Annotated in this window: 15 protein-coding genes; 11 read left to right on the plus strand and 4 right to left on the minus strand. The window is 30.3% G+C overall.

Annotated elements, in window-relative coordinates:
- Nucleotides 1-73: 73 nt before the first annotated feature.
- The 3 genes from B5E48_RS13795 to B5E48_RS05940 are packed head-to-tail and all read left to right on the plus strand — an operon-like array spanning nt 74 to nt 1,876.
- Nucleotides 74-268: a DUF362 domain-containing protein gene (locus tag B5E48_RS13795; RefSeq protein WP_206407323.1), complete on the plus strand. Its 195-nt coding sequence runs from the start codon at nt 74-76 to the stop codon at nt 266-268.
- A complete protein-coding gene (locus B5E48_RS05935; RefSeq protein WP_087304420.1) occupies nt 265-1,134 on the plus strand; it encodes an SIR2 family NAD-dependent protein deacylase in 870 nt (289 codons plus the stop codon). Before B5E48_RS13795 ends, B5E48_RS05935 begins: the two co-directional genes overlap by 4 nt.
- Complete coding sequence (locus tag B5E48_RS05940) at nt 1,121-1,876, plus strand: protein-ADP-ribose hydrolase (RefSeq protein ID WP_087304421.1); 756 nt, start codon at nt 1,121-1,123, stop codon at nt 1,874-1,876. Before B5E48_RS05935 ends, B5E48_RS05940 begins: the two co-directional genes overlap by 14 nt.
- Before the next feature lie 85 nt (nt 1,877-1,961).
- On the opposite strand, the gene B5E48_RS05945 is transcribed toward B5E48_RS05940, so the two are convergent.
- Nucleotides 1,962-2,435, minus strand: a complete 474-nt coding sequence (locus B5E48_RS05945) for a glutathione peroxidase (RefSeq protein ID WP_087297615.1) — start codon at nt 2,433-2,435, stop codon at nt 1,962-1,964.
- A 135-nt stretch (nt 2,436-2,570) separates the two neighbouring features.
- On the opposite strand from B5E48_RS05945, the gene B5E48_RS05950 reads away from it, so the two are divergent.
- The 4 genes from B5E48_RS05950 (at nt 2,571) to B5E48_RS05965 (ending at nt 6,910) form a co-directional block, all read left to right on the plus strand.
- The gene (locus B5E48_RS05950) at nt 2,571-3,029 is read left to right on the plus strand and encodes a MarR family winged helix-turn-helix transcriptional regulator (protein WP_241146934.1); all 459 of its coding nucleotides are present in this window, start codon (nt 2,571-2,573) and stop codon (nt 3,027-3,029) included.
- A complete protein-coding gene (locus B5E48_RS05955; protein WP_087304422.1) occupies nt 3,022-4,371 on the plus strand; it encodes an MATE family efflux transporter in 1,350 nt (449 codons plus the stop codon). Before B5E48_RS05950 ends, B5E48_RS05955 begins: the two co-directional genes overlap by 8 nt.
- Nucleotides 4,372-4,430: 59 nt before the next feature.
- The gene (locus B5E48_RS05960) at nt 4,431-5,081 is read left to right on the plus strand and encodes an HAD family hydrolase (RefSeq protein WP_087304423.1); all 651 of its coding nucleotides are present in this window, start codon (nt 4,431-4,433) and stop codon (nt 5,079-5,081) included.
- A gap of 476 nt (nt 5,082-5,557) precedes the next feature.
- Nucleotides 5,558-6,910, plus strand: a complete 1,353-nt coding sequence (locus B5E48_RS05965) for an ATP-binding protein (RefSeq protein ID WP_087304424.1) — start codon at nt 5,558-5,560, stop codon at nt 6,908-6,910.
- A 160-nt stretch (nt 6,911-7,070) separates the two neighbouring features.
- Here the strand turns inward: B5E48_RS05965 and B5E48_RS05970 are convergent, their stop codons facing one another.
- Both B5E48_RS05970 and B5E48_RS05975 read right to left on the minus strand, forming a co-directional pair.
- A complete protein-coding gene (locus B5E48_RS05970; protein WP_087243710.1) occupies nt 7,071-7,241 on the minus strand; it encodes an HAD hydrolase family protein in 171 nt (56 codons plus the stop codon).
- Nucleotides 7,242-7,507: 266 nt separating this feature from the next.
- Entirely contained in the window at nt 7,508-8,263 is a 756-nt protein-coding gene (locus B5E48_RS05975) for an HAD-IIB family hydrolase (protein ID WP_158097262.1), read from the minus strand.
- A gap of 121 nt (nt 8,264-8,384) precedes the next feature.
- Between B5E48_RS05975 and B5E48_RS05980 the strand changes: the two genes are divergently transcribed.
- The 4 genes from B5E48_RS05980 (at nt 8,385) to B5E48_RS05995 (ending at nt 12,690) form a co-directional block, all read left to right on the plus strand.
- Complete coding sequence (locus B5E48_RS05980; RefSeq protein ID WP_087304426.1) at nt 8,385-9,701, plus strand: glycoside hydrolase family 32 protein; 1,317 nt, start codon at nt 8,385-8,387, stop codon at nt 9,699-9,701.
- Between the two features lie 152 nt (nt 9,702-9,853).
- A complete protein-coding gene (locus tag B5E48_RS05985; protein ID WP_087243664.1) occupies nt 9,854-10,546 on the plus strand; it encodes an ABC transporter ATP-binding protein in 693 nt (230 codons plus the stop codon).
- A gap of 1 nt (nt 10,547) precedes the next feature.
- On the plus strand, nt 10,548-12,110 hold the full coding sequence (locus B5E48_RS05990; protein ID WP_087297609.1) for a putative ABC exporter domain-containing protein: 1,563 nt from the start codon (nt 10,548-10,550) through the stop codon (nt 12,108-12,110).
- Complete coding sequence (locus tag B5E48_RS05995; RefSeq protein WP_206407324.1) at nt 12,103-12,690, plus strand: putative immunity protein; 588 nt, start codon at nt 12,103-12,105, stop codon at nt 12,688-12,690. Before B5E48_RS05990 ends, B5E48_RS05995 begins: the two co-directional genes overlap by 8 nt.
- 47 nt (nt 12,691-12,737) lie before the next feature.
- Here the strand turns inward: B5E48_RS05995 and B5E48_RS06000 are convergent.
- Nucleotides 12,738-13,174 (minus strand): ArsR/SmtB family transcription factor (locus tag B5E48_RS06000; protein WP_143746775.1); only part of this gene is annotated, 437 nt, incomplete at its 5' end.

A 13,174-nucleotide genomic window follows, 5' to 3' on the forward strand; every position in this document is an offset into this window, starting at 1 on the left:
AATATATGAAAGCAAAGGAGAATACTTTGATTTAAGTCGAAAACCTATATATAGGCAAAGCTTTACGGTAGGAATGACGATAGAAAATGAAGGCTATATAATTACAGACAAGTGCATCAATTGTCAAATGTGTTATGATATCTGTCCCCAAAAATGTATTCATTTATCAAGTCAATCTTTTATGATTGAACAACATCATTGTTTACATTGTAGAAAATGTCAGGAAGTCTGTCCCGTACATGCGATTATCAAAAGGTGGAGAAAATGAAAAATAAAGATATGCTTATCAAACAAATTGTTAAAATCATGACATCATGTGATGCTATTGTTATAGGGGCGGGATCAGGTTTATCATCTTCAGCTGGACTCACATATTCTGGAGAAAGATTTGAAACTTATTTTAAGGATTTTATTGATACATATCATTTGCGTGATATGTATTCAGCAGGATTTTATCCGTATGAGACATTAGAAGAATATTGGGCTTATTGGTCTAGACATATTTATTATAATCGCTATATTGATTCTCCTAAAAAGACTTATCAGATTCTTTTAGAACTCGTTAAAGACAAAGACTATTTTGTTATAACGACAAATGTAGATCATCAGTTTCAAAAAAATGGTTTTGATAAGACAAGATTATTTTATACACAAGGAGATTATGGTTTATGGCAATGTTCTAAGCCTTGTCATCAGCAGACTTATGATAATGAAGATATAGTAAAAGCTATGTTAAAGCAACAAATCAATATGAAGATTCCATCTCAACTCATTCCATGTTGTCCTCGTTGTGGAGCACCAATGACAATGAATTTAAGATGTGATCAGACATTTGTACAAGATGAAGGATGGTATCAGGCACAACAACGTTATCAAAACTTTCTTCAAAAACATCAACATACAAAGGTATTATATTTAGAATTAGGTGTAGGATCCAATACACCAGTGATTATAAAATATCCATTTTGGAATTATGTATCTCAAAATAAGAATGCAGTATATATCAGTATAAATTTAGATGATCTCTATTGCCCTGAAAACATTCACAAACAATCTATCTTAATTCAAGGAGATATCCATAATATTTTAAATTCTGTAGCGAATGAAATGAGGAATGACCATGACACAAAATGAAAGATTAATCTATTTAATTCAATATTTATTAGATGAAAACAATATGCATATAGACTTACCTCAAGGTCATGATGAGTTATTTGCGCTTTATCGTGCTTTAGTGAATATCAGGGAAGCTAAATCAGTTTCACAGACATTCTTAAATATTCAAGATGCTATGTTACAAGAAGAAAATGCGAAAAAGGGCGTTGTTTCTTTTGACGAGGCTTCTGATCGTATTCTTTTATGGAGAGGGGATATTACAAGATTAAAAGTAGATGCCATTGTTAATGCTGCTAATAATCAGATGGAAGGATGCTTCGTACCTGGACATCAATGCATTGATAATGCCATACATACATTTGCTGGAGTACAACTCAGGAATGAATGTCATCATCTTATGCAAAGACAAGGCTATTTAGAACCAACAGGTCAAGCTAAAATAACAAAATCTTATAATTTGCCTTCTCGCTATATTTTGCATACTGTAGGTCCAATAGTAACAGGAGCGGTTACCCATAAAGATGAGGTTTTACTGGCATCATGTTATGAAAGCTGTCTAAGATTAGCAAAAAAGTATCAGCTTCAATCAATAGCATTTTGTTGTATTTCAACGGGTGTTTTTCATTTTCCTAATGAACATGCAGCGAAAATCGCATTCAAGACAGTTCATGAATATCTTAAACATTCTACAATTGAAAAAGTTATTTTTAATGTTTTTAAAGAGTGTGATGAAAAAATTTATTTAAAATTATTTGATTGAAAAGATAAATCTGATATTTAAAAGGCTTACTTGTGTTTAAGTAAACCTTTTTAACGTTGAATAATATCTTTTTAAACTGTTTGTATTAAAGAAGTTCAATGATTTTATCTTCAATTTCATAGGGTGTGACTAATGGTTCAAATCTTTCAACAACATGACCGTTTCGATCAAGTAAGAATTTTGTAAAATTCCATTCAATCCTTTTTGATAACTCAGGTTTTTGTTGTTCTTTCAAATATGTATATACGGGAGATTCTAATGGACCATTCACATCAATTTTAGCAAATTGAGGGAAACTGACACCATAAGTATCGGCACAAAAAGACATGATTTCTTCCATTGTACCTGGGGCCTGTTCACCAAACTGATTACATGGAAAATCTAAGATTGTAAAGCCTTTTTCATGATACTTTTCATATAAATCTTCTAAATGATCATACTGTTCTGTAAATTCACATTCTGTGGCAGTATTGACAATTAACAAAACTTGACCTTTATATTTTGATAAGGATTCTTTTTGATTATGACTATTTATAACTTCTATATCATATAAATTCATTTTTATCACCATTTTTACTATAACAAGTTCAATATCAAAAGTCAAAGCATGTGTTTTGTTAAAAAGATATTGACAGGCATGGAATAATAGGTTTATTATATAACTGTTCAAAATAAAACAGTTAAGGAGAAAACTATGAAAATCAAAACAAAAAAGGGCATCCAAAAGTTTTTTTCACTGGGAATGCACCCTTATATCATTAAAAAGTATAATTCATTGTTTGATGAATTGTTAAAAGAATATCAGATGACACAAGTTGAAATTGATGTCTTGGCTTTTTTAGCAAATAATCCAGAATATAATCATGCACAAGATATTGTCAATGTGCGTGGTATTTCTAAAGGACATGTCTCATTAGCTATTGAAAAGTTGGTGAAACGAGGTTTAGTAACAAGAAATCCTGATCCTGTCAATAGACGTTGGAATATTTTATGTGTTGAAAAAAAGGCAGATGAGTTAGTTAAAAAAATTCAAAATATTCAACATGCTTTTGATGAACAGGCATATCAGAATATTTCACAGGAAGATATTGTCAAATATCATGAAATTTTACAACAGGTTTATCATAATTTAGGAGGTGGACAACATGAATGAAAGACTGGAAAATGAGAAAATATCAAAATTATTACTTTCACTTGCTTTGCCCTCTATTCTTGCTCAACTGGCAACGCTTATCTATAATATGGTAGATAGAATATATATTGGACAGTTAGCTGATGGTGCTTTAGCCATTGCAGGGATTGGATTATGTACATCTATTATTACAATTATTACAGCTTTTACCAATTTATTTGGAAGAGGCGGAGCTCCTTTGGCATCTATTAGAATGGGTGAAAAGAGAATGGATATTGCTGAAAAGATACTTGGAAACTGTGTCTTTAGTTTGGTGATTTCTTCACTTATTATTATGGCAGCCCTGTTAATTTTTGGTGAAGATATTTTAATGTTATTTGGAGCCAGTGAGAATACATTGCCTTATGCTATGGACTATCTTTCTATTTATTGTTTAGGAACGGTCTTTGTTCAATTGAGTGTTGGTCTAAATTATTTTATCAATGCACAGGGTTTTGCAAAATATGGAATGTTTACATTACTTATTGGTGGTGTTTTGAATATTATTCTTGATCCTATCTTTATTTTTGGTTTACACATGGATGTTGCAGGAGCTGCAATTGCAACTGTGATTTCTCAATTTGTTTCATGTGTTTGGGTTATGAAGTTTTTATTAGGAAAGAAAACAACTATCCAAATCAAAAAAGAATATTTTAAATTTGATTTAGATATCATGAAAAGAGTCTTAGGTTTAGGTTTTTCTCCTTTCTTTATGAGTGCAACTGAAGGCATACTGCAAGTTTCCTTTAATCGTCAACTTTTATTCTTTGGGGGAGATTTAGCAGTCAGTTCTATGACAATTATGCTATCTATGAATCAGATTCTCCAATTACCAATGGAAGGTATTGCACAAGGAACACAGCCTATCATCAGTTATAATTATGGGGCTAAACAATATGATCGTGTTAAAAAAGCTATCTCTTTAGCTATGAAAGTATCATTAATTTATTCTATTGTGGGTGTTTTGTTGATGGAATTTGTACCACAAGTATTTGTACAGTTATTCTCTAATGATCCAGAGTTAATTGAATTAGCAAGTCGTATGTTAAGAGTTTATATCTTTGGTTTCATTATTATGGGAGCGAACTCAACTTATCAACAATCATATACATCACTTGGATTTGGTAAGATTTCATTTTTCTTTGCTTTTTATCGAAAGATTATCTTATTAATACCACTCATCTATATCTTACCAATATTTATATCAGATGGTGTTTTTGCGGTTATGTTAGCTGAACCTCTTTCAGATTTAATCACAACAATAACAAATACATTCTCATTTAGAAGATTTATGCATAAGCATTTAAAACAGAGTAGTTCATAACTTTTCTTGTTCTTGAATATGAAGATATGCTAGAATAAGGAAAGAGGAAGTGAATGTAGATGAAAAAAGCAGTTATATTTGATATGGATGGTTTGATGATTGATAGTGAAAGAGTGACATATAATGAATATGTAAAAAAATTGGCGCAATTAGGACACCATGATTTTACAGAAGAATTATATAGAAATTGCTTGGGTAAAAATAAGCAGGGAATCTGTCAGGTATTTATTGATCATTATGGTCAAGATTTTCCAATGGATGAAGTATGGGATGATGTTCATGTATGGATTGATGAAAGTTTAAGACAATATGTTCCTAAGAAAAAAGGATTAGTAGAATTATTAGAATACTTAAAAGCCAATAATTATAAAACAATTGTGGCAACATCAAGTGGGAGAGCACGTGTTGATGAAATCTTAAAAAATGCAGATCTAACAAAATATTTTGATGATACAATTTGTGGAGATGAAGTGACTCATGGTAAACCTCATCCAGAAATCTTTTTAACAGCATGTCAAAAACTCGATGTCAAACCAGAAGAAGCTTTGGTTTTAGAAGATAGTGAGGCAGGTATTTTAGCAGCTTATGATGGACATATTGATGTGATTTGTGTCCCTGATATGAAATATCCGGAACCTCAGTTTGTTGAAAAAGTGACAAAAATTGTTGATTCATTAGATGAAGTGATTGATTATTTAAAAGCACAATAAAAGAAAATGTCATAAAGTAGAGTTAATGTAAATGGACATCTAGAATGACAAAGGCTATACAATGACTGGAATCTATATTATTGTGAGGTCAATCACACACCAAATAATTGAGGAGTTATGAAGATAGAGATTTACAAAGGACGTTAATAAATGCGTCCTTTTTATATTAATGAAAACATATTTCATGAAAAACTATTTAGAATTAATCTTGAAATGTGCTTGATTTGAAGAAAAATATATAAGATGTATTAGAAGATAATAAGAACTATCTACATTGAATAAACTCGTATTTTTAACGACACTATCAAAAATAGAGAGGAGGGACAAAATCCAACACTCAAATTTCTTTTTTAGCAGGAGAAAATAAGTGCGATTTTTGGAGGTTTATGTAGAAATTTTATTGCGATTTTTGGATATATAGCCATTGAGCTAGTTGCGATTTTTGGATATAATAAATTTATAGGAGGAATTTGCCAATGTTTAAGCGAAAAATTTATGAAAAAATAAAAGAGTGGAAAAGAGAATCAAATGGGAAGACAGCCCTACTTATTGAAGGAGCACGCCGTGTTGGGAAATCAACTATAGTAGAAGAATTTGCAAAGATGGAATATGATAGTTATATCCTCATTGATTTTTCTGTTGCTTCTGCACAAATTAGAGAGTTATTCGATGATATGTCTGATTTGAATTATTTTTTTCTTCAACTTCAATTGCAATATAAAGTAGACCTAACCGAAAGAAAGTCTGTTATTATTTTTGATGAAGTACAGCTTTGCCCTTATGCAAGACAAGCAATCAAGACATTAGTAAAGGATGGAAGATATGATTATATTGAAACTGGCTCATTGATTTCAATCAAAAAAAATGTGAAAGATATTCTCATTCCGAGTGAAGAAAGAAAACTGCAAATGCATCCAATGGATTTTGAAGAATTTCTTTGGGCTTTGAATGATAATTCTACTATGAAGTTATTGAAAAGCGTATTTGATAATAAGAAGAATTTTGGAGACAGGCTGAATCGAAAGTTGATGCGTGATTTTCGTTTATATATGCTGGTAGGTGGAATGCCACAATCTGTCAATGAATACATTACAACGAATAATTTTAGAAAAGTAGATATGGTAAAAAGAGATATTCTAAATTTGTATGAGGATGATTTTAGAAAAATTGATTCTACTGGAAGATTGGCAATGCTTTTTGAAGCAATTCCATCCCAGTTAAACAAGAACACCAGAGGATTTCAAACGAAGAAGGTGTTGAATTCATATAAAACGACTGATAACTCTATTTTAAGTATGATTTCAGAGCTAAAGGATTCTAAGGTCGTGAGTGTTGCATATCATGCAAATGACCCTAATGTAGGATTGTCTGCATATAAAGATTTAAACAAATTCAAGTTGTATCTGGCCGATACAGGACTGTTTGTTACACTTCAATTTAAGGATAAAGACTTTACAGATAATATTATCTATGAAAAATTATTGAATGACAAACTTTCTGCAAATTTAGGCTATTTATATGAAAATGCAGTTGCACAGATATTAACGTCAACAGGAAATGAATTATTTTATTATACTTTTTCTAATGTTAAGCAAAAGAAAAATTATGAGATTGATTTTATACTATCTAGGAAAAATAAGATTTGCCCTATTGAAGTCAAATCATCAAATTATAAGGTTCATACTTCTATTGATGAATTTTATGTTAAATTTTCTGACAGAATTCTTAATCGCTATATTATTCACTCAAAAGATGTATCTAAAGACAAAGATATATTATGTATTCCATTTTATTTGACACAGTTTATTGCTCAAAAAGAAGATATATAAACTAGGGTATTAACTAAAGGGTCAAATCAAAAATAAGTTCATCTAAAAAAGTAAGATGAATCAATTATTTTGATATAATCAAAAAGGTACCAATTTTCAATTGAACCAGTATCTTAACTTAATCCTTAAAATCTTATATCATTCTTATTGACTATAATTATCATTTCATAGCTTTGATTTCTTCACCACCACTACCCATGGCTACACCAACGTGGCAATATTCTAACATTGGGATATCAATTTTAGCATCTCCAAAAGCTAGGGTATCTTCTATACTGGCATGAAGATGTTTCAGAAGTTCATCAATTACATGAGCTTGTTGGATGGCAATGGCAGCAGATTCAGGTAATTTGTTTTCATAGTTTCATAATGTTCCATCAACATTAATAAATACGATTTTATTCATTTTTTCACTCGTTTGCTTGATACCTTTATTATAGAAAACAATACACGTAAAGCTATATGCTTTTATGAAATCAAAAAAATATGCAGAAATAAGATATGAACTTTAATTTTCATGAAAAAAATTATCATTTAGAAAAGTATATCTCTCATTATAAAAGAGATATATTTTGCTAAACATATAACAAGAAGTCATCATTCTATTTTGTTATAACATTTTAAATTGGCAATCGCTTCAGCAACACTATGAACATGAAACTGGGTAATATCTTTTAATGTTTGAGGTGCGTCTACAAAAGTGATAGGAATATCAACATTTGTCAGCATTGATAAATCATTATAAGAATCGCCAATACCCGCTAAAGAAGTTATTTGATAATAGTCTTTAACTCTTTTTAATGCCTCTCCTTTAGAACAGCCCTTTGGCACAATATCTATAGAATCTTTGTTTTGAAAGGCTTCTATATCTTTAAATGTTTGATTTATTTTTTGTGTTTCTTGTAATGCTGTTGTTTCATCATGAAAAACCAAAGAAATTCCATAAGCAGAATCCTCAAAATCTTGAAGGTCAGATATTAAATAACAATCATCTTCTACAAATTCTTTATCTGTTTTATATGTAAGATGATGACTAGCATGAATAATAATCAGAGCGTACTGCTTATATTGATAAAATAACTGATGTAATATTTGATGATCTATAAACTTTTCATAAATTATATGTAAAGCATGATCTAAAATAAGAGAACCACTTGTGATAATATAGAAATCAGGGTGAATCTGGTCAGATAGGTGTACAACACCCTGATAAGGACGACCACTACATAAACCAAAGAGATGCCCTTGATTTTGATAATTTTGTATAGCTTGACAGTCTTGAATTGAAATTTGTGGATTTCTTTCTTGGAAAAATAAAGTGTGATCAATATCACTTGCTAGAGCCTGCAACATCATAACCTCCTTTTGAATCGTTTCTACTTTATAAAATAATGTATCAAATCAGTCTTGTCAAAAATAAATCTTTTTCATGTCAATCAAAACATGATATGATAAATATAAGGAGGAAAACATCATGAAACCAAAAATACATTTTACAGCACCATATCATTGGATTAATGATCCTAATGGTTTAATTTATTATAAAGGAAATTATCATATTTTTTATCAGCATTTTCCATATGAAAATTTTTGGGGAACAATGCATTGGGGACATGCAACGACAAAAGATTTTATTCATTTTCAGCATTACCCTATTGCCCTATATCCATCAAAAATTTATGATCGCAATGGTTGTTTTTCAGGTTCAGCTATTGAAAAAGATGGAAAATTATATCTTTATTATACGGCTATTCGCTATGCGAAAGAAAATCCTGAGTATGTACATATCCAATATAGTGATGATGATTTGATTGCATCACAGGCATTAATGATATCTGATGATGGTTTTCATTTTGATAATAAGGATGGAAAACAAAAGATTATTGATGTCATAGAAGATAAAACTTTAGGAGATGTGAGACATACAAGAGATCCTAAAGTGTGGAAAATGAAAAATGGGAAATATGCTTTAATTGTAGGTAGTAAAGTTCCAAGTGAAACAGGCTATTGTGGAGAAGTTTTATTATATGAAAGTGAAGATGCTATTCATTTTACATATAAGAATCGCTTTTTAGATGATCGTATTGGTGATATGTGGGAATGTCCTGATTTATTTGAAATCAATGGACAATACTTTATGATTTTTTCGCCAGAACATATTCGTGATTCACAGCCAGATAGTGTTGCCGTTATAATGCCAGTCAAATTTGATGAAGATACAATGACAATAACTCAACAAGGAGATTTCATGTATTTAGATTATGGGTTGGATTTTTATGCGCCTCAAACTTTTCTGGATGAGAATGGTCAACGCACAATGCTAGCTTGGATGCGTATGCGAGAACCAGTTGAAAATGAATCATGGACAGGATTATATATATTGCCAAGGGTTTTTGAATATAAAAATGATCATGTTTATCAGTTAGTACAGCCACATGTTCAACAATACTTCCATCGTCAGGTAGATAGTGTCAGTTTGAAAGAGCCGTTTTATATGCGTGTCAAATTATACTCAAATAGTCAAATTTGTTTGGGTGGCATGAAGCTTTTTATACAGGATGATTGCTTATGTTGTGATAGAACGGAAGTTTCTATTCAACATGATAAAGTTTGTAATGTGAATAAAACACCACCATTAAGTGGACATTATGATTTAGAAATTTATTATGATTATCATATTTTTGAAATTTATATCAATGGTGGATACTATGTATTGAGTCAAATTGTCTATGACATCAATGATCATATTGATTATCAAAATGTAGATATCATAGAGATGAAAATGAATTAATGAAAAAAAGATTCTAACGATGAGTTAGGATTTTTTTATATGATAATCAATGACATTTGATTTATGATAGCTTATAATAAAATTATCAGCTTGCCCCTTGCAAAAATATCGGGGAGGGGGGTATATAATAAAAAAGAAAGAGGAGGGATGATATGATAGAAATACGACACCTGACAAAAAAATATGGAGATTTTAAAGCAGTCGATGATGTTGAACTGATTGCTGAAAGTGGAAAGATTACTATCCTATTAGGACCTAATGGAGCAGGAAAATCAACCACAATTAAGAGTATAGCGAATCTTTTAAAGTTTGAGGGGAGTATTGACATTTGTGGTTATGATAATGCCTCAATTGAGGCGAAACGATGTTTTGGATATGTGCCAGAAACACCAGTTCTCTATGATTTATTAACTGTTGAAGAACATATTGATTTTATTGGTCATGCCTATCAGATTGAAAACTATAAACAAAAAGCAGAAAAATATTTAGAATTATTTCAATTGACTGAAAAAAGAAAGAAGATGGCCAAAGAATTAAGTAAAGGTATGACACAGAAATTAAGTATGTTATTGGCCTTTATGATTGAACCAAAAGCATTATTGGTTGATGAACCAATGGTGGGGTTAGATCCAGCAAGTATTGAAGAAACACTTAAATTATTAAGAAATATAGCTGATAATGGATGCGCCGTTTTAATCAGTACACATATTATTGATATTGTCAGTGATATTTTTGATGAAGCATATATTATGAAAGAAGGACATATTATCAAAAGAATCAAAAAAGATGAACTTCAAGAAGAGAGCTTAAAAGATTACTTCTTTGAATTAACTGAAGGAGAATAGTATGAAATCATTATGTTTATTATGGTTTATGAAAACAAAAGCGACAGTGAGAAATCTCTTTAAGAAGCCATCAAGTGCAATCTTTACGATCTTTATTGTTCTTTTATATGGTTTTGTATTTTATAGTTTCTTATTTTTGCCAAAAGATCAAAGTTATATGGCTGTGAATTTTGAATTGCATTCATCTATTTTACTATTTGTTGGATTTTTGGCTTTAATGTTATTTTCTACGATGCTTTCTTCAAGAAAAGCTTTGTTTTCTGGAGAAGATGCTTATTTCTTATTTAGTGGACCCTTTCATAAAAAGCAAATTATGACATTCTTAACATTTCAAACCTTTTTGCAATCCATATTGTTATCATTTTTTGCATTGATTTTCTTTATTGGTATGAATATGGGAATGAGTGTAGATTTTGGATTTATAGGACTAGCATTATTAGGTAGTATGTTAACTATTATGATCTTTCTTGTTTTTATTGATTATAGCTATATTTTATCAATAGGTGATCAAAAATATAAAAAGATAAATTATATAATCGCAGGAATATTTGGGATTGTGCTGGTGATTATTTTAGGACTGACATATTTAGAAACAGGAAGGATTCAAACAATTATGATTGATTTTATTGAATCACCACTGTTTTATTTTGTACCTGTTTTTGGTTGGTTAAAGTTGACTTTGATTTCTTATGTGACCTCTCAAATGGGGATGGTTTGTTTAGGATTATTGCTTTTGGTTATAAGTTTAGTCATTATCTATCTATTATTTATTACTTACAAAGGTGATTTTTATGAACAGGCATTACAAGATTCATTAGAGTTATCTAAACAATTAAAAGAATTTAAAGCAGGTAATCAGGATGCTTTAAGAAATGTGAAAGTGAAAAAAACCAGTGTAAAAAGGTTTTATGATGGTGCTTATGCAGTGTTATCAAAAAATCTATTATTGATGAAAAAGAAAGGGAATATAATCTCATGGAATGATATTATTTCCATAGGTATTTATTTGGTTATAACTATTTTTTCTGATTTAGGATTTGGTTTCTTTATCTATATGATGATAATCTGGTTATTTATGATGATGCAAACCAGTGATTTAGTAGGTGAATTAAAAAATTATCAGATCTATCTTATACCTGATAAACCTTATAAAAAGCTTATTGCTGTGATGATTCCAACTTTTATGAAAGTATCCATCATTGGAACTTTGTCTTTTATTGTTGTGGGAATGTATTATCATGAAACATTTTTAACCATTTTCATGTATCTGATCAATATGTTTGGTTATATTTTTATCTTTATGAGTGCCAGTGTGCTGACAATACGATTGTTAAAAAGTCGTACAACACAAGTCTTTGAAAACATGATGCGTATGTTGATTATGATTGTCAGTGCTTTACCAAGTGTTATATTAACAGTGATTTTTATGATGACAAATGCATTAACGCCAACGGTTCTTACTATGCTTTCAATGGCCTCATTAGCAATGAATTTTATATTAGCGCTTATTATTCTATGGGCATGTCAAGGTATGATGAATGGCAGGGAGTTAAAGAGTGAATAAAATAGATTTAACAGATATGAAAATCAAATGGAAAAGAAAAAATCAAATTCTTTTTTCAAGGGAAAGTGCCTGTTTACAGGACTTACTGGCAGATATCAAAAAGCAATCTCATCAGGCCCTCGTTTTGTGGGCATTGAAATTTGTAGAAGAAATCGTCATCACATTAGAAAATAAATATCCAGATGACAATCGACCTAGAGTCGCTATTGAAAAAACACGTCAATGGGCAAGAGGAGATATCAAAATGCTAGAAGCCAAAAAAGCTATACTTGCTGTACATGCAATGGCTAAAGATATAACAGATGTATCAGATCAGGCTTTATGCCATGCTGTTGGACAGGGTTGTGGAACAGTTCATGTAGAAACACATGCAATTGGACTGGTTGTCTATGAATTAACAGCTATTGTCAGAAGGTATGGTATTGATGATTGTGAGCAGATGTTAATCAAAAGAATCAATGAATATCAGACATATCTTCTAGAATGTGCTAAAAAGACACATCAGTATCAATGGGCAAAATTTATTAGTGATGATCCTCATGCGAATAAGGAATATTTATTAGGACTAAAAAAAGGATAAGTTTAAAATACCCCGTTATGAAAATAGACAAATAACGGGGTTTACTCTTATTCTTTTAATAGTTTTTGATGTAAATATTGAATCATATGTTCAATTTCTGCTTCATTTAATGAATAATAAATACGATTATTTTCTTTTCTAATACGAATAAAATCTCCATCCAATAAGGCATCCATATGATAAGAGATTGTTGGAGTTTTGAGATTCATAGCTTTCGCAAGTTCATGACCATACATAGATTTCTTTTTCAACAAAGTTAAAATTTCAAACTTGGATTTATCACTTAAGACTTTTAAAAAGTATTCTAATTTTTGTTGTTCACTACGTGATTCATGATATGAAGTTAATGCTGTATTTTCTAGACCTGCTCCTATCAATAAAATATAATGATAATCTTCAACCATTAATATAAGCTTATTGTAATTAACAAAAGTAGGATAAATAGAGATAGGTGTTTCATCTATTTTTAAACCAATATGTCCAA

It is taken from the genome of Massilimicrobiota sp. An105 (assembly GCF_002161155.1).
Classification (GTDB): Bacteria; Bacillota_I; Bacilli_A; order Erysipelotrichales; family Coprobacillaceae; genus Allocoprobacillus; species Allocoprobacillus merdigallinarum.

Excerpts from the sequence above, each read along its gene's own strand:
- B5E48_RS13795 (WP_206407323.1), top strand. The coding sequence starts at position 74 with ATGACGATAGAAAATGAAGGCTATATAATTACAGACAAGTGCATCAAT.
- B5E48_RS05935 (WP_087304420.1), top strand. The coding sequence starts at position 265 with ATGAAAAATAAAGATATGCTTATCAAACAAATTGTTAAAATCATGACA.
- B5E48_RS05990 (WP_087297609.1), top strand. The coding sequence starts at position 10,548 with ATGAAATCATTATGTTTATTATGGTTTATGAAAACAAAAGCGACAGTG.
- B5E48_RS05945 (WP_087297615.1), bottom strand. The coding sequence starts at position 2,435 with ATGAATTTATATGATATAGAAGTTATAAATAGTCATAATCAAAAAGAA.
- B5E48_RS05950 (WP_241146934.1), top strand. The coding sequence starts at position 2,571 with ATGAAAATCAAAACAAAAAAGGGCATCCAAAAGTTTTTTTCACTGGGA.
- B5E48_RS05965 (WP_087304424.1), top strand. The coding sequence starts at position 5,558 with ATGTTTAAGCGAAAAATTTATGAAAAAATAAAAGAGTGGAAAAGAGAA.
- B5E48_RS05960 (WP_087304423.1), top strand. The coding sequence starts at position 4,431 with ATGAAAAAAGCAGTTATATTTGATATGGATGGTTTGATGATTGATAGT.
- B5E48_RS05955 (WP_087304422.1), top strand. The coding sequence starts at position 3,022 with ATGAATGAAAGACTGGAAAATGAGAAAATATCAAAATTATTACTTTCA.
- B5E48_RS05940 (WP_087304421.1), top strand. The coding sequence starts at position 1,121 with ATGACACAAAATGAAAGATTAATCTATTTAATTCAATATTTATTAGAT.
- B5E48_RS05985 (WP_087243664.1), top strand. The coding sequence starts at position 9,854 with ATGATAGAAATACGACACCTGACAAAAAAATATGGAGATTTTAAAGCA.
- B5E48_RS05980 (WP_087304426.1), top strand. The coding sequence starts at position 8,385 with ATGAAACCAAAAATACATTTTACAGCACCATATCATTGGATTAATGAT.
- B5E48_RS05975 (WP_158097262.1), bottom strand. The coding sequence starts at position 8,263 with ATGTTGCAGGCTCTAGCAAGTGATATTGATCACACTTTATTTTTCCAA.